Source organism: Vibrio sp. L85 (assembly GCF_963871815.1).
In the GTDB taxonomy this organism is placed as follows: domain Bacteria; phylum Pseudomonadota; class Gammaproteobacteria; order Enterobacterales; family Vibrionaceae; genus Vibrio; species Vibrio harveyi.
This window is the reverse complement of sequence record NZ_CAWMYL010000176.1, coordinates 321,087-338,354: the sequence shown is the minus strand read 5'-3', so window position 1 is coordinate 338,354 and position 17,268 is coordinate 321,087. Positions and strand designations below refer to the sequence as shown.

Annotated in this window: 22 protein-coding genes; 12 read left to right on the top strand and 10 right to left on the bottom strand. The window is 45.7% G+C overall.

Going from position 1 to position 17,268, the window contains the following annotated elements; all coding sequences use genetic code 11:
* The first annotated feature begins 96 nt into the window (after nucleotides 1–96).
* The 10 genes from AACR11_RS19030 to AACR11_RS18985 all read left to right on the top strand — a co-directional run bounded on the left by AACR11_RS19030 (nucleotide 97) and on the right by AACR11_RS18985 (nucleotide 9,214).
* On the top strand, nucleotides 97–2,049 hold the full coding sequence (locus AACR11_RS19030; protein ID WP_029789130.1) for an FTR1 family iron permease: 1,953 nt from the start codon (nucleotides 97–99) through the stop codon (nucleotides 2,047–2,049).
* 45 nt (nucleotides 2,050–2,094) lie between these two features.
* Complete coding sequence (locus AACR11_RS19025; RefSeq protein ID WP_017188589.1) at nucleotides 2,095–2,628, top strand: iron transporter; 534 nt, start codon at nucleotides 2,095–2,097, stop codon at nucleotides 2,626–2,628.
* A 104-nt stretch (nucleotides 2,629–2,732) separates the two neighbouring features.
* Nucleotides 2,733–4,136, top strand: coding sequence for a Fe-S-containing protein (locus tag AACR11_RS19020; RefSeq protein WP_029789129.1), 1,404 nt, complete (start codon nucleotides 2,733–2,735; stop codon nucleotides 4,134–4,136).
* A 2-nt stretch (nucleotides 4,137–4,138) separates the two neighbouring features.
* Nucleotides 4,139–5,425: an ABC transporter permease gene (locus tag AACR11_RS19015; RefSeq protein WP_029789128.1), complete on the top strand. Its 1,287-nt coding sequence runs from the start codon at nucleotides 4,139–4,141 to the stop codon at nucleotides 5,423–5,425.
* On the top strand, nucleotides 5,412–6,548 hold the full coding sequence (locus tag AACR11_RS19010) for an ABC transporter permease (protein WP_029789127.1): 1,137 nt from the start codon (nucleotides 5,412–5,414) through the stop codon (nucleotides 6,546–6,548). Before AACR11_RS19015 ends, AACR11_RS19010 begins: the two co-directional genes overlap by 14 nt.
* A gap of 2 nt (nucleotides 6,549–6,550) precedes the next feature.
* Nucleotides 6,551–7,225 carry an ABC transporter ATP-binding protein gene (locus tag AACR11_RS19005; protein WP_017188592.1) on the top strand — a complete coding sequence of 225 codons (675 nt, stop codon included), beginning with the start codon at nucleotides 6,551–6,553 and terminating at the stop codon, nucleotides 7,223–7,225.
* Entirely contained in the window at nucleotides 7,215–7,697 is a 483-nt protein-coding gene (locus tag AACR11_RS19000; protein ID WP_009696931.1) for a TlpA family protein disulfide reductase, read from the top strand. Before AACR11_RS19005 ends, AACR11_RS19000 begins: the two co-directional genes overlap by 11 nt.
* 20 nt (nucleotides 7,698–7,717) lie before the next feature.
* Nucleotides 7,718–8,176: a copper chaperone PCu(A)C gene (locus tag AACR11_RS18995; protein ID WP_005448646.1), complete on the top strand. Its 459-nt coding sequence runs from the start codon at nucleotides 7,718–7,720 to the stop codon at nucleotides 8,174–8,176.
* Nucleotides 8,177–8,185: 9 nt separating this feature from the next.
* Nucleotides 8,186–8,929, top strand: coding sequence for an NADH:ubiquinone reductase (Na(+)-transporting) subunit C (gene nqrC / locus AACR11_RS18990; protein WP_009696933.1), 744 nt, complete (start codon nucleotides 8,186–8,188; stop codon nucleotides 8,927–8,929).
* A 54-nt stretch (nucleotides 8,930–8,983) separates the two neighbouring features.
* Nucleotides 8,984–9,214: a PapB/FocB family fimbrial expression transcriptional regulator gene (locus AACR11_RS18985; RefSeq protein ID WP_009699420.1), complete on the top strand. Its 231-nt coding sequence runs from the start codon at nucleotides 8,984–8,986 to the stop codon at nucleotides 9,212–9,214.
* 148 nt (nucleotides 9,215–9,362) lie between these two features.
* Here AACR11_RS18985 and AACR11_RS18980 read toward each other — a convergent pair whose 3' ends face one another.
* Both AACR11_RS18980 and AACR11_RS18975 read right to left on the bottom strand, forming a co-directional pair.
* On the bottom strand, nucleotides 9,363–10,160 hold the full coding sequence (locus tag AACR11_RS18980) for an aminoglycoside 6-adenylyltransferase (RefSeq protein WP_029789126.1): 798 nt from the start codon (nucleotides 10,158–10,160) through the stop codon (nucleotides 9,363–9,365).
* Nucleotides 10,161–10,296: 136 nt separating this feature from the next.
* A complete protein-coding gene (locus AACR11_RS18975; RefSeq protein ID WP_029789125.1) occupies nucleotides 10,297–11,061 on the bottom strand; it encodes a transporter substrate-binding domain-containing protein in 765 nt (254 codons plus the stop codon).
* A gap of 183 nt (nucleotides 11,062–11,244) precedes the next feature.
* Here AACR11_RS18975 and AACR11_RS18970 point away from each other — a divergent pair, with 183 nt between their 5' ends.
* The gene (locus AACR11_RS18970) at nucleotides 11,245–11,460 is read left to right on the top strand and encodes a TIGR02450 family Trp-rich protein (RefSeq protein ID WP_005448652.1); all 216 of its coding nucleotides are present in this window, start codon (nucleotides 11,245–11,247) and stop codon (nucleotides 11,458–11,460) included.
* A 120-nt stretch (nucleotides 11,461–11,580) separates the two neighbouring features.
* The gene (locus AACR11_RS18965; protein WP_029789124.1) at nucleotides 11,581–11,958 is read left to right on the top strand and encodes a PH domain-containing protein; all 378 of its coding nucleotides are present in this window, start codon (nucleotides 11,581–11,583) and stop codon (nucleotides 11,956–11,958) included.
* 35 nt (nucleotides 11,959–11,993) lie between these two features.
* Here the strand turns inward: AACR11_RS18965 and AACR11_RS18960 are convergent, their stop codons facing one another.
* From AACR11_RS18960 to fliS, 8 genes are all read right to left on the bottom strand, one after another.
* Nucleotides 11,994–12,281, bottom strand: coding sequence for a hypothetical protein (locus AACR11_RS18960; RefSeq protein ID WP_029789123.1), 288 nt, complete (start codon nucleotides 12,279–12,281; stop codon nucleotides 11,994–11,996).
* Nucleotides 12,282–12,370: 89 nt separating this feature from the next.
* Nucleotides 12,371–13,363 carry a flagellar motor protein MotB gene (locus AACR11_RS18955; RefSeq protein WP_005448665.1) on the bottom strand — a complete coding sequence of 331 codons (993 nt, stop codon included), beginning with the start codon at nucleotides 13,361–13,363 and terminating at the stop codon, nucleotides 12,371–12,373.
* The gene (motA, locus tag AACR11_RS18950; protein WP_005448668.1) at nucleotides 13,363–14,220 is read right to left on the bottom strand and encodes a flagellar motor stator protein MotA; all 858 of its coding nucleotides are present in this window, start codon (nucleotides 14,218–14,220) and stop codon (nucleotides 13,363–13,365) included. The genes AACR11_RS18955 and motA overlap by 1 nt, the downstream gene beginning before the upstream one ends.
* A 10-nt stretch (nucleotides 14,221–14,230) precedes the next feature.
* The gene (locus tag AACR11_RS18945) at nucleotides 14,231–14,959 is read right to left on the bottom strand and encodes a FliA/WhiG family RNA polymerase sigma factor (protein ID WP_005448669.1); all 729 of its coding nucleotides are present in this window, start codon (nucleotides 14,957–14,959) and stop codon (nucleotides 14,231–14,233) included.
* A 12-nt stretch (nucleotides 14,960–14,971) separates the two neighbouring features.
* On the bottom strand, nucleotides 14,972–15,481 hold the full coding sequence (locus AACR11_RS18940) for a flagellar basal body-associated FliL family protein (protein WP_005448671.1): 510 nt from the start codon (nucleotides 15,479–15,481) through the stop codon (nucleotides 14,972–14,974).
* 22 nt (nucleotides 15,482–15,503) lie between these two features.
* On the bottom strand, nucleotides 15,504–16,571 hold the full coding sequence (locus AACR11_RS18935) for a flagellar hook-length control protein FliK (RefSeq protein WP_029789122.1): 1,068 nt from the start codon (nucleotides 16,569–16,571) through the stop codon (nucleotides 15,504–15,506).
* Complete coding sequence (locus AACR11_RS18930; protein WP_009702929.1) at nucleotides 16,568–16,888, bottom strand: hypothetical protein; 321 nt, start codon at nucleotides 16,886–16,888, stop codon at nucleotides 16,568–16,570. The genes AACR11_RS18935 and AACR11_RS18930 overlap by 4 nt, the downstream gene beginning before the upstream one ends.
* The gene (gene fliS, locus AACR11_RS18925; RefSeq protein WP_005448674.1) at nucleotides 16,872–17,258 is read right to left on the bottom strand and encodes a flagellar export chaperone FliS; all 387 of its coding nucleotides are present in this window, start codon (nucleotides 17,256–17,258) and stop codon (nucleotides 16,872–16,874) included. Before fliS ends, AACR11_RS18930 begins: the two co-directional genes overlap by 17 nt.
* Nucleotides 17,259–17,268 lie beyond the last annotated feature (10 nt).

Below are 17,268 nucleotides of genomic sequence, written 5' to 3'. Positions count from 1 at the left end.
GCTTCATGGTTGTTTTCACCCAGCAAATTTTACTCATTGTAAATGATAATAATTTGCAATAGCGTTCACGAAATATTCATGTTTTGTGGACGAACTATGTTGGCGGTAAAGAAAACGACGTTCTCAACACTCTTGGTGTTACTTGTCTCTATTTATTCCTCTTTTGCCTTTGCGATTGACTATGACAGTGCGGTCAACGACATTGCGCAGCGCTTAGATAAAGCATCTCAGCTTTATGAACAAGGCGATAAAGACCAAGCAAAAACAACAGTACAAATGGCGTATTTCGAGGTGTTTGAAAGCCTAGAAGGTCCGGTACGAATTAATTACTCGCAGCAATACGCGTATCAACTAGAGGCGAAGTTTGGTGACATTCGCAAGTTAATCGTTGCGGGAAAACCAGTTGATGAAGTGGATACGGAAATCAATTGGTTGAAAAAAGAAATTCTGGGTCTGCCGGAGATCTTGGCGTCAGGTCACCAACTTAAAGCTGAAAACACCAATCTACATACCGAGGATATCTTGCCGTTTTGGCGTGAAGCGGTCACAAGCATCGACACCCAGCTCAATGCGGCTTTGACTGAATATCGTGAATCTGGCGAACAACCAGAAAGCGCAGCAGAAAAACAACAGCGTGCATTCGATTTAGTGCAACAAGCGCAGTTCAAAGGGTACAAAAATACCGAGCTGGAAATCGCTATTCGGTTACATCGATCTGCAGAGCGTTCAGCAGAATACAACGCAGCGTTCCGCTCTATTGCCAAAATCACCAAGCAACCTTTTAATCAACAAAACCTGATCCGATTTGGGTATGAGTTGTCGACCTTGGTTCAAGGATTGAAAGACGAATTACCGGGTCTGCCAGCGACACGCGATTTCCAAGTTCCTGATACTGCGAAGGACGCCGATACAGCAGTTGCTGCACGTGATTGGAACCCTGTCGTCAGCGATATCATGACTGCGATTGATGGCGCTATTGATAGCTATAAACATGGTGACAAAACGGCGGCTATTCTTGCGGTACAAGATGCTTACTTCGATCATTTTGAAGCATCAGGTATGGAAAATGCGGTGGGGTCGAGAGACAGCGCATTCAAATCAGAACTTGAAGGCTACTTCACCCGTATTGTCAGTATGCTAAAGGCAAATCAAGCTCAGGCTGATATTGACCAGCAAGTGCAAAAGCTAAAAGTAGGCTTGATGGATGCAGCAGGCAATCTATCTGAAGGCAACTTGAGTTGGTGGGCGATGTTGATCGCGAGCTTCACCATTATTTTCCGTGAAGGATTGGAGGCGCTGCTTATCGTTGCCGCCATTACCGCTTACCTGATCAAAAACGATGCCTCTGACAAGCTATATGTTGTCAAAAATTCGGTCGTTGTTGGTCTGATTGCCAGTGCGATCACCGCGGTATTGTTCCAGTGGCTATTTGAAAACTCTGGCGCAAGTCGAGAGCTGCTTGAAGGCATCACCATGTTGATTGCTGTTGTCGTGCTGTTCTCTATGAGTTACTGGCTGCTTTCCAAAGTTGAAGCCGCTCAATGGAAGCGCTACCTCGAAAGCAAACTTGCCACGTCGATCACCACAGGTTCTCTCTTTGGTTTATGGCTGGCGAGCTTCCTAGCGGTTTACCGTGAAGGTGCAGAGACGGTCTTGTTCTACTTTGCTTTGGCAGCCGATACCAACTCTCAAACCATGGTCGCCCTGATTGCTGGATTCGCTATTGGCGTGCTACTGCTCGCGGTGATCTTCTTTGTCATGCGCTATAGCGTGGTCAAGCTCCCTCTGAAACCTTTCTTCATCTTTACTGGCGGATTCATGTATCTGATGGCGTTTGTCTTTGCGGGTAAAGGTGTCCTAGAGCTGATTGAAGGCAAGTTATTCCAACCGACATTAATTTCAGGCGCGCCAGAGTTTGCTCCGTTGGGCATTTACCCATACATGGAAACTTTGCTGCCTCAACTGGCGCTTATCGTGGCAGCAGTCTTTGCGCTTATCGTAATGAAAGCAAGAAGTAAGCGAGATCTTGCTCAGCAAGCTCGTTGTTAAACATGAAAAAATCTTTGTAAAATCAAGTAAGTAAAGGACATTACTATGTTGAATAAAAAACTCATCGCTACCGCAGTGGCTGCTTCAGCTCTATCAGGCATGGCTATGGCAAATGATCTACCTTTCGTTGAGCACCCAGCTGGTGAACCTCTTGAAATGAATGGTATGGAGATTGCTGCTGTTTACCTTAAGCCCGTTACGATGGAGCCTCAAGGTATGATGCGTGCAGCTTCTAAATCGGAAGTGCACTTAGAGGCAGACATCCATGCTCTTGCTGGTAACAAAAACGGCTTTGGTGCGGGTGAGTGGATCCCTTACCTAACCATTAACTACACGTTGAAAAACGTCGATACCGGTAAAGTGCAAGAGGGGACCTTCATGCCGATGGTGGCAGCAGATGGTCCTCACTACGGCTCAAATATCAACATGTTAGGTGTGGGTAACTACGAGCTTACATTCCACATCGATCCACCGTCAAAAGCGGGTTTGCTGCGTCATACGGATGAAGAAACTGGCGTTGGTCGTTGGTTCAAACCATTTGATGCTCAATACAAGTTTAAGTACGTAGGCATTAAGTAACCTTCCTTGTGTAACAACCAGGCCGCAGTTTGTGGTCTGGTTGCTCTGTTTTTTTGAGTGACTTATCTGTCTGATGCACTGTGCATGAATGGTCAGTGGTAAATATGAGCTTCTATCTTTCTCACGTCTTACTCGTTTTTTTGCTCCCAGCGATGCTATTTGGTGTGCTGTGGGCTGCGCAATCTAACGCTTTGTATAAACACCAGATTGGGTGGTTTGTGCTTGCGGTGCTCTCTGGTTCCGCACTGTTTCATCTACTGCCATTTAGCCAAGTGAATGTACTTATTATTAACAGTGTTTATCTTGGCGTTATCTTCCTGTCGGCTTTACTTGGTGCCATATGGCGATTGCCTTCGGTCTTATTGGTGTGCTTGCAAAGCGTAACGGTCTTTCTATGCAGTTTTGTTTGGGCAAAAGAAGCCAAGCTCACGATGTTGAGCACAACCAACGTTATTAACACCGAGCTGATTTTAAACATCAGTTCTGTGGTTCTAGGATTTGTCTTGATTGCACTAATCAAGATCGCGGTCTCTTTGACGACCAAATCCCTATCCAAGATGGCTCGTAATGCACTTTGTTTACTGTTGTTAGTGCTGGCAGCATTGCCCCTCTCTGGTGAGATTATTCTGGCGTGCATGAAGCTAGGGATTCTTGGTCTCGATAAAGGTTTACTGTCTTACGTATCTAAAGTCACCAACTTCTCTTGGATTCTGTCTTACGCCGTACTGGCATTAGTTTCTATTTGTGTGACTGTCTTTTTCGTTACTCAGACTCGACCACTACAAGAGCAGGTGAAGCAAGCTGAATCCGCGATTGAACGACGCAAACATCAAGCGGTTTTGAATTCAGCTCAACGTAAAGTGCGTTTTAATATTGCGACTATCGCTACGATTCTGGTTGCACTGCTTTTCTGGGATCTTGTCGCTTCTCAACCGATTCGTCGTTCAGAAGCGCAACGTATTGAAGTGGCAGCCGATGGCGCTGTCCATGTCCCTATCTCTGAGCAATTAATCGATGGAAAACTGCACCGATTTGAATGGGTAGCAAGCGATGGCAAAGTGGTGCGCTTTTTCATCATTGATCGTTTTGCCGGTGAAGAGAAATTTGGCGTTGTCTTTGATGCTTGCATGCTGTGTGGTGATGCAGGATACGCGCAAGTTGGTGATCAAGTGGTGTGCTTGGCGTGTGGCGTACATATCTTTATTCCTTCGATTGGTAAGCCTGGTGGGTGTAACCCAATCCCTATTCCTAAATGGACCGTCGCGAATCATGAAATCGTAATTTCGAAGTCAACCCTAGAAAGCGGTCTGAAATATTTTAGTGACGTGGTGGAAGTCATGGCGACAGATCCAGTCAATGGCGAGAAGATCAGCAATATGGAGGCTGAGCACAGTTATTCATTCTCAGGAAAGACCTACTTCTTTACCTCTGAGCAATCTTATGACGCTTTCCGTGATGATCCATGGAAATACGCGGACGTTGAACCGCTAAATCCGTTAGGAGAGTAATCATGTTAATCAGAATGCTTCGTCAGTCATGGCGACATGATACCAACCGAAAATTACTCGCCGTCGTTACGGTTTTTCTCGCGGCGAGCCTAATCTCAGCGCTGCTGGCTATTTCAATCAATATCGGTAACAAGATGTCGATGGAGATGAAAAGCTATGGTGCCAACATTGAAATCTCTCCTGAAGGACAAGTAAAGCTGCCAGATATTTTGGCGAAGAACGTCAACAAGTTGGAAAAAGAAGACTTACTTGCAGAGAGTGAACTGCCCAACATCATGGATATCTTTTGGCGCAATAACATTATTGGTTTTGCTCCATTTGTACGTGGGCAAGTTAAAGCGTCTGAGTTCAATAAAACCGTCAATATTATCGGTACTTTTTTTGATAAAAACCTGCCTGTTTCTGACGATGGCAAATACCGAACGGGTAATAAAACCATCTCGACGTATTGGCATGTCGATGGTCAATGGCCAGATGATGAAAAAGCTCAAGCCTTGGTAGGGCAGTCATTGGCGCAAAAACTGGGTCTTAAATCTGGTGACAAGCTTGAGTTGCGCGGCATCGAAAACCGCACATTGTCAGTAACGATAACGGGTTTACTGGAAAATGGCACGACGGATGAGAACGCAGTGTTACTGCCGTTGAACCTTGGGCAGAAACTACTGGGTTTGGAAGGACGAGTACAATCGGTAAAAGTCTCAGCATTGACGGTGCCGGAAAACGCACTATCAAAAAAAGCACGTGAAGATTTGGAATCGCTCGATTCGGATGAATATGACCTTTGGTTCTGCACGGCGTTTGTCTCCTCAATCTCTTTCCAATTAGAAGGTGCGATGAATAACGCAATGGTGAAGCCTTTGTGGCAGGTTGCCGCTTCAGAAGGCATGGTGATTCATAAGATCCAAAGCTTATTGTTTGTTGTGACGTTTGCCGCCTTGATCGCTTCTGCGATGGGGATCGCCTCATTAATGACCAATGCGATATTGCAGCGAGCCAAAGAGATTGGTTTGATGAAGTCCCTTGGTGCTCACAACTGGCAAGTGTATGCGTTGTTCTATTCTGAATCGATGATTTGTGGCGTGTTGGGCGGCTTACTTGGTTGCCTTGCCGGGTGGGGATTATCCAAAGTGGTTGGTTATGCACTGTTTGGTTCATCCATCTCTTTTGATTGGATCATCGTTCCAGTGGTGCTGTTTATCTCGACCCTAATTACAGTGTTAGGTACTTACTTCCCTTCACGCAGAATTGCTTCTCTCTACCCAATTGAGGTGTTGTATGGCCGCAAATAAATCTTCCTCTATGCTGCTTACCTTAGTTTGGCGTTCGTTGAGATTACGTGCGCAACGTGTTCTCGTGGTGTTTATGGCGTTGACGGTTGGCGCGGCAATCATTACTGCAATGGCAGGGGTCTACTTCGACATTAACCAGAAGATGAGTCATGAGCTACGAAACTACGGAGCGAACTTTTTTGTAGGACCGGACGCGACAGCGACATTAACGACAAAGCAATACCAACAGATCAAAGCTGAGGCACCTAAAGACAGTTTAATTGCTTCCAGCCCATATCTGTACGGCATGGTACAAGCCGAGCTAGAGAAAATTGTCTTAATGGGTATCGACTTTTCGCAGTTGAAAAAACTGGTTCCTTATTGGCAAGTGGAAGGTCGATGGATTGGTGTCTCTTTTGATGATCGGAATGTCATGATCGGAAAGAAACTGGCAGAGAAATTAGAACTCAAAGTTGGCTCTGACCTGACGGTCTACAACAAAAGTGACCGTTATACGTTCAAGATTAAGGGCATCATTGAGTCAGGTTCGGATGAAGATAACTACCTAATTGTAAACCTACCGTTCGTACAAAAATGGTTGAAAAAAGGGGATGAAATCAATTTTGCCATGTTCAGTCTAACGAATGATAAAGGTCAGGTAGGGCAGTTTGAATCGACTTTGAAGCAGCAGTACCCAGACTTGCTTGTTCGTCCTATCCGAAAGGTGTCAGCATCGGAAGGTAAAGTACTCAATAAGATTAAGCTGTTAATGGGCATCGTCGCTTTGGTCATTTTAGTGTTGTCTACCTTATGCGTGAATACAACCATGACGTCGATGATTTCTGAGCGACGTTATGAGTTCGCACTACAAAAGTCTTTGGGCGCATCCAATCAATCCATTACTCGTCAGATTGTTGTTGAAACTCTTGCCATTACCTTTGCTGCAGTTATTGCAGGGTTGCTAATCGGCTATGTGTTAGCGCAATTTCTTGGACACTCGGTGTTTAACGCCACCATTGATTTACGTTTCCCTGTGCTGGTTATCACTAGCTTACTTTCTTTCGCTGCGGCTTTAGTGGCTGCAACGCTTCCAACCATCAGAGCCATTCGTATCGATCCGGCTAAAGTGCTCAAAGGAGATTAACCATGTCAGATTACGCTATTAAGACCGAAGGCTTATGCAAGGTTTTTGACCAAGTTCATGCATTGGACGATATCAATATTGAGGTCAAAAAAGGGGAGTTTGTTGCCATTATGGGGGCGTCGGGCTCAGGTAAAACGACCTTAATGAATATCCTCAGCTGTTTGGACAATCCGACCTCAGGCAAGGTGTTCCTCGATGGTGAGGAAGCGGACAGCCTAGATGAAGAAGGGCGACGAGCATTTCGAGCAGAGAAAATCGGTCTGGTCTTCCAGCAGTTTCATCTCATTCCTTATCTCACTGCTCTGGAGAACGTGATGCTTGCGCAGCATTACCATAGTGTGCCCGATGAAGAAGCAGCAAAGCGAGTGTTAGAACAAGTAGGTCTAGGGCACCGCTTTGAACACTTACCGAGTCAGCTTTCTGGTGGTGAGCAGCAGCGTGTATGCATCGCTCGCGCGATTGTGAATGAAAGCCCGATCCTGTTTGCTGACGAACCCACTGGTAACTTGGATGAGGAGAACGAAAAAATCGTCCTCGATATTTTCCAAAAACTCCATGCACAAAACCGAACCATCATTATGGTCACCCACAACCCAAGCTTAGGTCAGTACACGGACCGAATCATCCGCCTCCAACACGGCAAGTACATCGGAGAGGAGGTGTTAGATGTGGCATAAACGCCGCTACGTGATCGCGCTGTTAGCCATGCTTGCGTTATTTGGTTGTAAAGACCAAAAAGCACAAATCGGGCAACCGAGTCCTGATATTGCTGCAATGAATGCGGCGCAACAAACGGTAAGTCTTGAAAGCTATCAAGGTAAGAAAATTGTTCTGGAATTTTGGTCTTCCACCTGCGGTGCGTGCATTGCCATGATGAAGAAATGGCAAGACGTATATGCACGTCGAAGCGATGAAGTCGCAGTGATAGCGATTAACATTGATGACTACGAGGTCGACTTAAATGAATACGCCACCAAATATGGGTTTTCATTTCCGATGGTGAAAGATCAATTGGGCATCACTAAAGAACGTTTCTCTATTGGGGTGACACCCACAACTTACCTCATCAATCGCGATGGAAAGCTGGTGGACATGCACATCGGCTATTCAGCGAGTATGGATCTGGACAAGGTCATCTCTCAACTTTAATCATTTTAGGAATCAACCAAATGTTACTTACAAAATTCCGCCCGTTTTTGACCGCTCTGATTACTGTCTTTGCCATGATGTCTTCTGCTTGGGCGACTGAAAACTTACAAGAAAAAGTACAAATTGAATCACCAGTCATCTTTCAGTTAGCCAGCGGTGCAAAGGGAACGGGGTCGAAAATGACCATTCACAATAACTCAGATGAAGCTTTAGTCATCAATGGCTTCAAAGTGGATGAATTCGACAAGACCATGCTACACGGGACGAAGTATGAAGCGGGTAAGCGCAAAATGTTTATGGTGAAAAGCATCACTATTCCTGCACATAAAAAACTCGCGCTTACGCCAAATACACACCATTTCATGATGTTTGGTCCAAAGCGTGAATTAGAACTTGGTGAGTACCTGACGATGGTAGTAAACACCAATCAAGGTGACTTCAAAGTGATCGCGCAAGTGGTGCCTCGTAAGCTGAAATAAGGTGGCTCAATGAAAGTACGAATAGGTTTGGCGTTGGTCGCAGCAGCGTTGTTTAGTTTGAGTGGTTGTTCTGAACCCGAGCAAGCAAAGAAAGAGCCACCTAAATTGACGCAGTTGGATCAGCGTCTTACCCTCGCAGAATCGGCAGGGTTAATGGACAAGCGTATGCCGATGAAGAAATTGATGGAGCAATATGTATCGGTTGAAGCCGTCGACCTTGATAGCGGTGAATATCGCGATGCCTCCATGAGTGTAGACGAGTCATTCTCTGCATTTCCCATCGACCCAAGTAATGCAGTAAAGCTATCTTCCCGTGATGATCTTGCTGGGATTAAAATGCGTGAAAATAGGTTGCCTGTGTATTTGATTAAAGATGATAACGGGCAAGTCTCTCGAATTGTTTTGCCAATTCGTGGTGAAGGTAAATTTGGTTTGATTTATGGCTACTTAGCCCTCTATAGCGACAACTACCACATTGCGAGTCTGTCGTTTTACAAACATGGGGAGAGCGCAGGATTAGGGGCGGAGATTACCGATAACGCTAACTGGACAAAGCAGTTCAAAGATAAGCCTTTATTCGACCATGGTCATCCATCGATTCGTATCGTACAGGAAGGGCGCAATACACAAGACGCTTACTCTGTCGATGGAATCAGTGGGGCAACCTACACCAGCCAAGGCGTTGAACACGCGATTAATTTTTGGACCGGGGATCTTGGTTTTGGCGAGTTCTTACGCCAATACCGAAATTAAAAAGTTTGACTATTCATAAGGCAATTTAAACTCTGCGCTCAAGGAGAAAAGGTGATGGCACTTAGAAGAGGTCAAGTTTCAGAAGAACAACTGATGTTATTGATTCAGCTTACTAAAATTCGCTCAACAGTATTAATAAAAGCACTTCGAATGCACTTAGTCGAAGGAAAAAGCCAGCGCTTAGCCACTGAAACGGTGGGTATCAATCAGAGCTTTCTCAGCGTTCGTTTACGTAAGCTTCGAGATGTTGAGTCGACGGTTCTCAAGTTAAGGAAGTTTTATTAAGTGCCCACCACTTTTTAGTGACGCCTCTGCATTCAGCGACCATGCTACTTTTATTCACTATAAGGCTTTGAACAACAACGGTGGCGTTAGTAACAGCACAGCGTGAGGGTACAACAAAAAGGGGATATGACTATCCCCTTTACTGTTTCTACTTACCCATTAGCTCTTGGGTAAAATAATCCATACAAAGCTGTTGGGCTTGTGGTTTGATACTGACCTGCTCGTTTTCTCGCAATGCTAAGTAGAGTTCAATGATCTTTTGGAATGCGGGAATAAGGGCGTCGCGTTCTGGCATAGCAACGGTCTGCTTTAACTGTTCACTAAACTTAGGCAAACGGGATTCAATCTTCCTTACACCTGAAGGGGTTAATCCTTGTTGCTGTAAAGCCAGTGGTGATATGGCAACCGAGCGAAGGAAAGACAAGAACTCAGCTGCTTCAAAATACTCACCACGCGCAATTTTGGTCGCGCCATAATGGACCCAAATCCAAAAGCGGTCTTCAATCCATTGCGGATCTGGTTGAGGGTAATGGGGCTGCGAAGTGGTGAAGACTTGCGATAATTGACCATCGCGCTCCCAAAGTACTTTTGTATGATCCACGCGTGCTGCTGCATCCTGCAGTGCGACAAATTTGAAATCAACGTGAATGGCATCAGGTGCGTAAATCGCGATGACCAACCTTGGTTCTCCCACGTGCTCACCAGTGAACGCCGCGACTTGTCCTTCTACCTTATCGATAAGTGCAAAGCGTTCTGTCATCACCGATTCCACATCATCAGGGTTGATGGCGATAACCAAGTCCAAATCACTGTATTTATCCATTGAATCAGAAGCATAAGAGCCACTCGCTCCAATGCCGAGGATGCGTTGGTCGGCAGTAAATACCGCAAGAATCTTTTTTAGAAGCTGTTCATGAGCTTTAGGGAGCGTGCTTGAGAATTTCATATTTTACCTATTAATCATGGTTGATATTAGAACCATCAGGAGATGGTTAGTGCGGTAAAATTAGCGCAGCATTACAATATGGCGTTAAGTGCTAAAAGAAGCAAGAAAAACCGGCTTGGAAAAGCCGGCTAATAAATTACTTCAGTGAGTTGTGGTGCATAAATTGATCATCAATGCCTTTGAGCTTCATGTCGTCCATGATGAAATTCACCGTATTCAATAAGCGCTGTTCGCCTTTCGGGATAAGGTAACCAAATTGACCTTTGGTGAACGGGTCTTCACAGCGTGCGGCTTCTAAACGCTCATCGGTGACTTGATAGAATAGACCTTCAGGTGTCTCGGTAACCATCACATCCACTTTGCCCGTAGCGACAGCTTTCGGCACATCTAAGTTATTTTCGAAACGAGTAAAGCTGGCATCTTTCAGATTTGCATCGGCGAATTTCTCGTTGGTGCCACCGATGTTAACGCCTACACGAACGGATGCTTGGTTTACTTTATCCAACGTGTTGTATTGCTCGGCTTTGCCTTTTGCGACCAAGAAACACTTGCCAAACGTCATATAACCCTGAGTTTGTTCTGCATTCAATTGACGTTGCATCTTACGTGTAATACCGCCCATCGCGATGTCATATTTGTCTTGGTTAAGGTCTGTCAGCAGGTCTTTCCAAGTAGTACGAACCAGCTTTAGCTCTACGCCTAACTGCTCGGCGATGTGTTTCGCGACATCAATATCGTAACCAGAGTAACTTTTGCCGTCATAGTAAGAAAAGGGTTTGTAATCGCCAGTTGTACCGACACGCAATGTTCCTGATTTTTGAATGTCTTCTAGCTTGTCGGCTTGAGCGACGCCAGAAACTGCCAGTGCTACGGAAGCAAGTAATAATGTTGTTTTTTTCATTGTTGTTGTCTGATTTGTTGTGTTTGAACGAATTTTCAAACTAACAGGAACCGCAGCAAAAACAGATCAAACCAATCGAAAAAAGCGTAATTTTTCAAAAATAATTTCTTGTCTTGAAAGTGATTGCATTTGTCTCTTTATACGTAAGAAGAGCAAGGTTTTTTGTATGAATGGCAGGGCGTTATGAATCGGATTCATCCTAAGAAATTGCTTCGTAGTAAATGGACGGCGGCACAACCCGTAAATAAAGAAAAGCACTTTATCATTTCAGAAATGGAGTTTGATGAAGAGGGCAATGTCGTGAGGTGTGTGATTGAGGCGGTTATGACCAAGCGAGAGCGTGAATTAGATTGGCATGATCTAAAAGATACACAGCAGTGGCGACAAGGATGGAAATAAGCCGTTGGAAACCCAAAAACGAGATGGAGTTAGAAAAGTGATGAATATGAGTAGGTTCGTTGTAGAGACTTTGCTATTAATGGAGTCGTCACTCTACTTATTCAAACACAAGGTAATGCCATGATCGATTTTGACAGTTCCTCGGTATTCAAGCTTAAGCCAATAGAAGTCTCTAAAGTTCGCGACGATTTTCACAAGTTCTTAATTGACGGTGAGACCGTTTTTGCTGGCTTTAAAACCGTCCGTGACCAAGTGGTGTTCACCAACAAGCGTGTTATCGCTGCTAACGTTCAGGGCATCACTGGCTCAAAAGTGGATTACACGTCGCTTCCTTATAGCAAGATAAATGCTTTCTCAATTGAGACATCAGGCACGTTCGATTTAGACTGTGAGATTGAGTTCTTTCTCAGTGAGGTTGGGCGAGTGAGCTTTGAGATAAAAGGCTCGTTCGATCTAATCTCATTCAACAAGATGATAAGCGAGTATGTGCTGACGTAAATCTTAGTTCCAAATTAAATGAGCGAGTCGTGTCGCTACACCAAAAAGAAAAAATACAGGAGGAAGGTAAACGCCAGCAAGGTTGCAGATAACACTGGATAGATGATGTAGGAGTCATGATTGCTGGTGCGCTGGTAACAGAATGAGACCAGCAAGACGTTGTAAACAACGAGCAGCAAACTGATCATGGTACCGCTATTCAGGCTTAAACTTGATAACTGAGTAAGAAAGAATCCCAGCAATAGATAATCAAAAACGATTAGCCAAAGGAACGCTTTCTTTAGCGAATCATTGTTAGGCTTATTGGCCGCGGGTAATGGCATATCGAACTCAACTAAACAATTACTGCAATCATGATATTGGGGAAAAAAAAGGTCACGCAGAAGGAATGAAACTGGTGACCTTTTTGGGTTTAGAGGTCTTGAATCTTGGCTTTTTGATTGTCAGATTCAACAGAATAACGAATCACTTCTTGTCTTATCACTGGCTGGTTAAACTCCGCTTTCTGTTTTGCTTTTTCTAGCTCACTGTCTTGCTGGTCTCCGAAGAAGGTTTCTAAAACCTGAGCAGCGGGCGTAGTGAGAATAAACAACTCTATACGGCGGTTTTCGCTTGAATCTGGTTCATCCGGGTTAAGCAGCGCACGATCGGACATCCCCGTGACTTGCATGACTCGCTCATCAGGCATGCCACCCTCAACAAGCGTTTTTCTCGCAACGTCGGCACGAGACGCGGACAATGCCCAGTTTGATTGTCGACCAAAGTGCTTTTTGAAAGGTGTAGAGTCAGTATGACCACTGATGATCAATGGGTTGCTGATGCGTTCAAACACAGGTGCAAGCGCAAGCAGTAAATCTTCAAAGAAAGGGGTCAACTCCGCGCCACCACGACTGAACATGTGCTGCTTGTAATCATCTTGCAGTGCGATACGTAGACCTTGTGGCGTAATGGTTACGTTGACGTTACCTTGTGCGCTGATTTGACCTACCACTTCATCGATGACTTTCGCCAGTAGAGCAAGTTGCTCTTGTGTGTCGAAGTTACCAGGGATCAGCGAGTCGATTTCTGGACCATCGCCATCACCTTGGAAGTACGAGCTCACGACATGATTCGAGTTGTGTTTACTTGGCACAGAAGAGTCCTGTGCCAAGTCGATTGGAGAGATACTTTGCGAGGTATCGAAAGGGTTACCGTAACTCTTATCGAAGACACTCGAGCTATGAAGGTGAGCCATAATGGCTTTGCGCTCTTCCTTGTCGACCACCTGCATGACCCAAAGTACAAGAAACAGCGCCATCAAAGCGATCATAAAGTCGGCAAACGCGACCTTCCACGCGCCACCATGAAACTCATCATGGTTGTGTGCTTTGACGCGTTTGAACACCACATGCTCTTGTTTTTGCATTATCCCTCCTGTTCAGATAGCCACTTCTCCATTTGGTTGAAAGTAGGTTTGATGTCTAACTGAATGTGTTTACGACCAGCATCGATAGCGAGCAATGTTGGCTTTTTCGCAACGTAAGCGACCAAAGTGGCGCGCACACATTCGAAAGCCGTCATGTTTCGTTTCACTCGCTGAGCCATGGCGTTACTGAGTGGATCTAAACAACAGTAACAACCAAAAATACCAATGAATGTACCGACGAGGGCAGCAGCAACGTGATAACCGATTAGGGCAATTGAACCATCAATGGCTTGCATAGTAATGATGATGCCACCAACTGCAGCAAGAATACCGAACCCAGGAAGTGCTTCTGCGGTGCGTTGCATAGAGCGCGATGGCAACAGCATTTCGGTTTGAATTGCTTCGATTTCTTGTTCTAACAGTCCCTCTAATTCATGAGGCGACATTTGTCCCATTGCCATTAAACGTAAATTATCAGTAATGAAAGAAATAAGACGATGGTCGTCACTTACTTTTGGATAAGCGAGGAACATAGAGCTCTGTTCTGGTGATTCAATATGTGAATCGAGAAACTTAAAACCGCGGCTGCGAGCAGTCTCTAGTAGATTGTTAAGCAGCGCCATTAACTCCATGTAGTATTCATACTCTTCGTCAGGACCTGAAATGGTTGCGCGCAATTGCTGACGCATTTCTTTCAAGACTTGCGGAGGGTTACCAATGATCAGTGAGCCAGCAGCGGCACCAATGATGATCATAAATTCAGCGGGTTGCCAGATTGCACCCAGATTACCGCCTGCCCACATGTATCCGCCGAAGACACACAACAGGACAGTAATGGCTCCAAAAAACTTTTGCATCTCGTGACTCCTAAGAGGACATTAATTGGTTAAGTTGTTTAAGCGCTTGTTTGTGCAACTGACAGATGCGAGGTGGTGTCAGGTCGAGCACGAGCGCGATTTCATGTAGGTTGAGTTCGTGTTGGTAAAACAAGGTCAGCAACAGTTGGTCTCGTTTTGGCATTTTGCCAAGAGCACTGTCTAAGCTACGACGTATATGTTCATGCTCCATACCGTCATATTGACCACCAAAGTGGCTGTCATTACCGCTTTCCATCAACTGATCGAGACTTTGCATTTCGCCTGCAAGCGCCGCGTTTTGGCGGTTGTAGTAATCTTTCTCATCGGTGCCGAGGGCTTTAATGATCTCGGCATCGGTTGGCATTCTGCCAAGAGCACGAGTGAGATCTCGGGTCACGTCGTTCAGCTCATGCGCTTGCTGACGTGTCTTGCGTGATCGCCAATCCAATCGGCGTAGCTCATCGAGAATGGCACCACGAACACGACAAACGGCGAAAGCAGGGAAGTGTGGATCTTCCACATCCCCGTAACGACGACCCGCTTCAACAAGAGCAATCAGACCAATTTGTTGCATATCTTCGATGCTGCAATGAGACGTTGCATGAACACGCAGTTGGTTCACAACACGTTTGACCATGATCTGATGACGCTGCAATAGCGCATTCTCGTCAATCGGGCGAGACGGCGTGTTCACTTCCTCCGTCTCGGTATAACTTTCCTGTAAGTTCATCTCCAACATAGTTGTGCCCCGTTATTGCACAACGTATTTGGTTAGCAGAACATCATCGATATCACGCACGATGTCAGTTTTTGCGAATGCCAGTAGCAAGGTTTCTTTCACCTCACTTTGCAAAGTGTCGATAGCACCTGTTTGTTGTAGCTCATCGAATGTTTTATCGCTGAATAGCTTAAGCAATGAGTTCTGCACCATAGGCATGTAGTCATCGATGCTTTTGATGCGCTCAGGGCGACGTGTTTCTAAGGCTAGCTCTAACATTACAAAGTGCGTTTGTTTTTTACCTTTGATAGTCAATACCACTCTCTCCAACGGATGGAAGCTTGGCCCTTTACTCGTTGGTTGCTCGACCGCTAGAAAAGCCAGTGGGGAGTCCTCTAAATAATCGTTGAAACTGGACGCCGATGATACTGACTGTGCGCTTTTGTTTAGATACCAAATACCACCAATCACAGTGACTCCGGAAACGAGGGCACTGGTGATGATCATGGCGATAAACAGGGCGATCATTTGTTGTTTGGTCATAACCTTTTTCCTCGGTGATTCATTAGGCTTGAGTGTTTAGCCAATGCTCTGAATAGTTTGTTGTTGTATTAGATTGAAAGGTGCTGGATTCGCGAGCGGCAAAGATAGATGCCTCTTCTTGGTTGCCATCATGCGCGTGTCGCTCTTGACCTTGATCCGAGCCGACATTGACATCGACATGAACGAAGTTTTGCTCTTGAAGTTCCGTTCTTAAGCGTTCTGAAACTTGCATCAATGCTTCGCGTGTTACGGTGCTATTAGCGTTGATTTGCACGCTTAAGCGATCTCCCTCGACACGAACCAATAGATCCAACTTACCGAGTTCTGGCGGATCGAGACGAATCTTGGCTTCTTGCAGGTTCTGTTGTGCTTGCAACGTCACGCGGTCTTGAAGTACTTGCATCATCTGCTCACCCCATTTACCAGAACTGGTATCGACACGAACTGCCGCCCATTCCGACCCCTGAGCTTGGGTTGCTGCGAGCGGCGTCGTAGGATTGGTGTGCGCCGCATGAGCTGTCGGTGACTGCACTTGCGCATTAGCCGTCAAAGGCTGTCCCTGAACTGGCTGGTTAAGGAGTGTTTGCAAATCTGCTGCAGATACTTTGACCTGATTTGTGGCGCTAGCTTTGGCTATGCTTTGATTCTCTGACGTTTGCGTCGCCGCTCCCAGTGTAGAGTGTGGTTGAGTTGCCGTACTGGTTGCTTGCGTTGAGCCATTTATCGCTTTGGTCGTAACTTGACCAGATTCGCCTTGTTTGCCGGCTGCTTTCACCATGCCTTGCATCAGAGCTTGTGCTTGAGCTGCTAAATTGGCTGGCGTCGCTGGAGCTTGAGAACTGAGTAGGGCATCCACCGGGGCATCTTCAGAACTTGAACCTTGCTCGGTTGTTTCTGTATCGGCAGGCGCTTTAGGCAACGCTTGTGCATTCAAACGAAAGCCGGGTACAGGAACGTGACCGGATAGCGCTTCTTGCTGAGTTTGAGAAGATGATGCAGAAAACCCTTGCTCGGATCGTGCCTGCATTACTTTCCCATCTTGGGTTGGCTGAGAAGCAACACCGCCAGAAATTGAATTGGTTACCATCATTGTGTTAGCTCCATGGTCATTGCAAGTTGATACGCCATGGCTCGCTCTTGCTGGTTACTCACCGAACTCATTTCTTGCTCTAGCTCGTTGGTGGCTTTTTCCAACGTAGTAAAAGCACTTGCGTGCACTGCTTTCGCTCGTTGGATTTCCGGCGCCAGTTTTGGGTCTTTCAAGAATGGCTTGTGGCTAATAAGCAGCTCTCGCAACTGTAAGTCGTAGCGCTTAAGAGCTCGCCAATCAGCCGTTTTAGTGGCGATTTGGATCAGTTTTGATAAGTGGCGAAATCGCTCTGGCGACACTTTATGCTTGCTGTCCAAAATTCATCCAACCTTCTCGAATGTTACCCATGACACGTTCAACGTTGTCTAGACGTGATGTGTCGTTTTGTACGCTGGTGTAGAACAGCTCTACTTGGCAGAAGTCGTAAAGTTGACGTAAGTTGTCAGCAATTTCACCGCCGTTCTCTTCATCTAAAGCGCTGCTTAATCCAATGAGGATGTTCATGCATTTGTTAATACTTGCGCCTTTTTCCGCAAGTCGGTTGGCAGCTAGGTGACCGCGTATGCGTTCAACTTCATCGAGTAAGCCATCGATTAACATGACAACGAGCTGATGTGGGTTTGCTGATGCAGCTTGTGCATCAAGATCGACTTGCTGGTACGAGTCGTAGCCGGAATCCATGAGCATGAGTAGTTCT

What these genes read in the sequence shown, in the direction of transcription:
- AACR11_RS19030 (WP_029789130.1), top strand. Translation starts at nt 97, where the DNA reads ATGTTGGCGGTAAAGAAAACGACGTTCTCAACACTCTTGGTGTTACTT.
- AACR11_RS19025 (WP_017188589.1), top strand. Translation starts at nt 2,095, where the DNA reads ATGTTGAATAAAAAACTCATCGCTACCGCAGTGGCTGCTTCAGCTCTA.
- AACR11_RS19020 (WP_029789129.1), top strand. Translation starts at nt 2,733, where the DNA reads ATGAGCTTCTATCTTTCTCACGTCTTACTCGTTTTTTTGCTCCCAGCG.
- AACR11_RS19015 (WP_029789128.1), top strand. Translation starts at nt 4,139, where the DNA reads ATGTTAATCAGAATGCTTCGTCAGTCATGGCGACATGATACCAACCGA.
- AACR11_RS19010 (WP_029789127.1), top strand. Translation starts at nt 5,412, where the DNA reads ATGGCCGCAAATAAATCTTCCTCTATGCTGCTTACCTTAGTTTGGCGT.
- AACR11_RS19005 (WP_017188592.1), top strand. Translation starts at nt 6,551, where the DNA reads ATGTCAGATTACGCTATTAAGACCGAAGGCTTATGCAAGGTTTTTGAC.
- AACR11_RS19000 (WP_009696931.1), top strand. Translation starts at nt 7,215, where the DNA reads ATGTGGCATAAACGCCGCTACGTGATCGCGCTGTTAGCCATGCTTGCG.
- AACR11_RS18995 (WP_005448646.1), top strand. Translation starts at nt 7,718, where the DNA reads ATGTTACTTACAAAATTCCGCCCGTTTTTGACCGCTCTGATTACTGTC.
- nqrC (WP_009696933.1), top strand. Translation starts at nt 8,186, where the DNA reads ATGAAAGTACGAATAGGTTTGGCGTTGGTCGCAGCAGCGTTGTTTAGT.
- AACR11_RS18985 (WP_009699420.1), top strand. Translation starts at nt 8,984, where the DNA reads ATGGCACTTAGAAGAGGTCAAGTTTCAGAAGAACAACTGATGTTATTG.
- AACR11_RS18980 (WP_029789126.1), bottom strand. Translation starts at nt 10,160, where the DNA reads ATGAAATTCTCAAGCACGCTCCCTAAAGCTCATGAACAGCTTCTAAAA.
- AACR11_RS18975 (WP_029789125.1), bottom strand. Translation starts at nt 11,061, where the DNA reads ATGAAAAAAACAACATTATTACTTGCTTCCGTAGCACTGGCAGTTTCT.
- AACR11_RS18970 (WP_005448652.1), top strand. Translation starts at nt 11,245, where the DNA reads ATGAATCGGATTCATCCTAAGAAATTGCTTCGTAGTAAATGGACGGCG.
- AACR11_RS18965 (WP_029789124.1), top strand. Translation starts at nt 11,581, where the DNA reads ATGATCGATTTTGACAGTTCCTCGGTATTCAAGCTTAAGCCAATAGAA.
- AACR11_RS18960 (WP_029789123.1), bottom strand. Translation starts at nt 12,281, where the DNA reads ATGCCATTACCCGCGGCCAATAAGCCTAACAATGATTCGCTAAAGAAA.
- AACR11_RS18955 (WP_005448665.1), bottom strand. Translation starts at nt 13,363, where the DNA reads ATGCAAAAACAAGAGCATGTGGTGTTCAAACGCGTCAAAGCACACAAC.
- motA (WP_005448668.1), bottom strand. Translation starts at nt 14,220, where the DNA reads ATGCAAAAGTTTTTTGGAGCCATTACTGTCCTGTTGTGTGTCTTCGGC.
- AACR11_RS18945 (WP_005448669.1), bottom strand. Translation starts at nt 14,959, where the DNA reads ATGTTGGAGATGAACTTACAGGAAAGTTATACCGAGACGGAGGAAGTG.
- AACR11_RS18940 (WP_005448671.1), bottom strand. Translation starts at nt 15,481, where the DNA reads ATGACCAAACAACAAATGATCGCCCTGTTTATCGCCATGATCATCACC.
- AACR11_RS18935 (WP_029789122.1), bottom strand. Translation starts at nt 16,571, where the DNA reads ATGATGGTAACCAATTCAATTTCTGGCGGTGTTGCTTCTCAGCCAACC.
- fliS (WP_005448674.1), bottom strand. Translation starts at nt 17,258, where the DNA reads ATGCTCATGGATTCCGGCTACGACTCGTACCAGCAAGTCGATCTTGAT.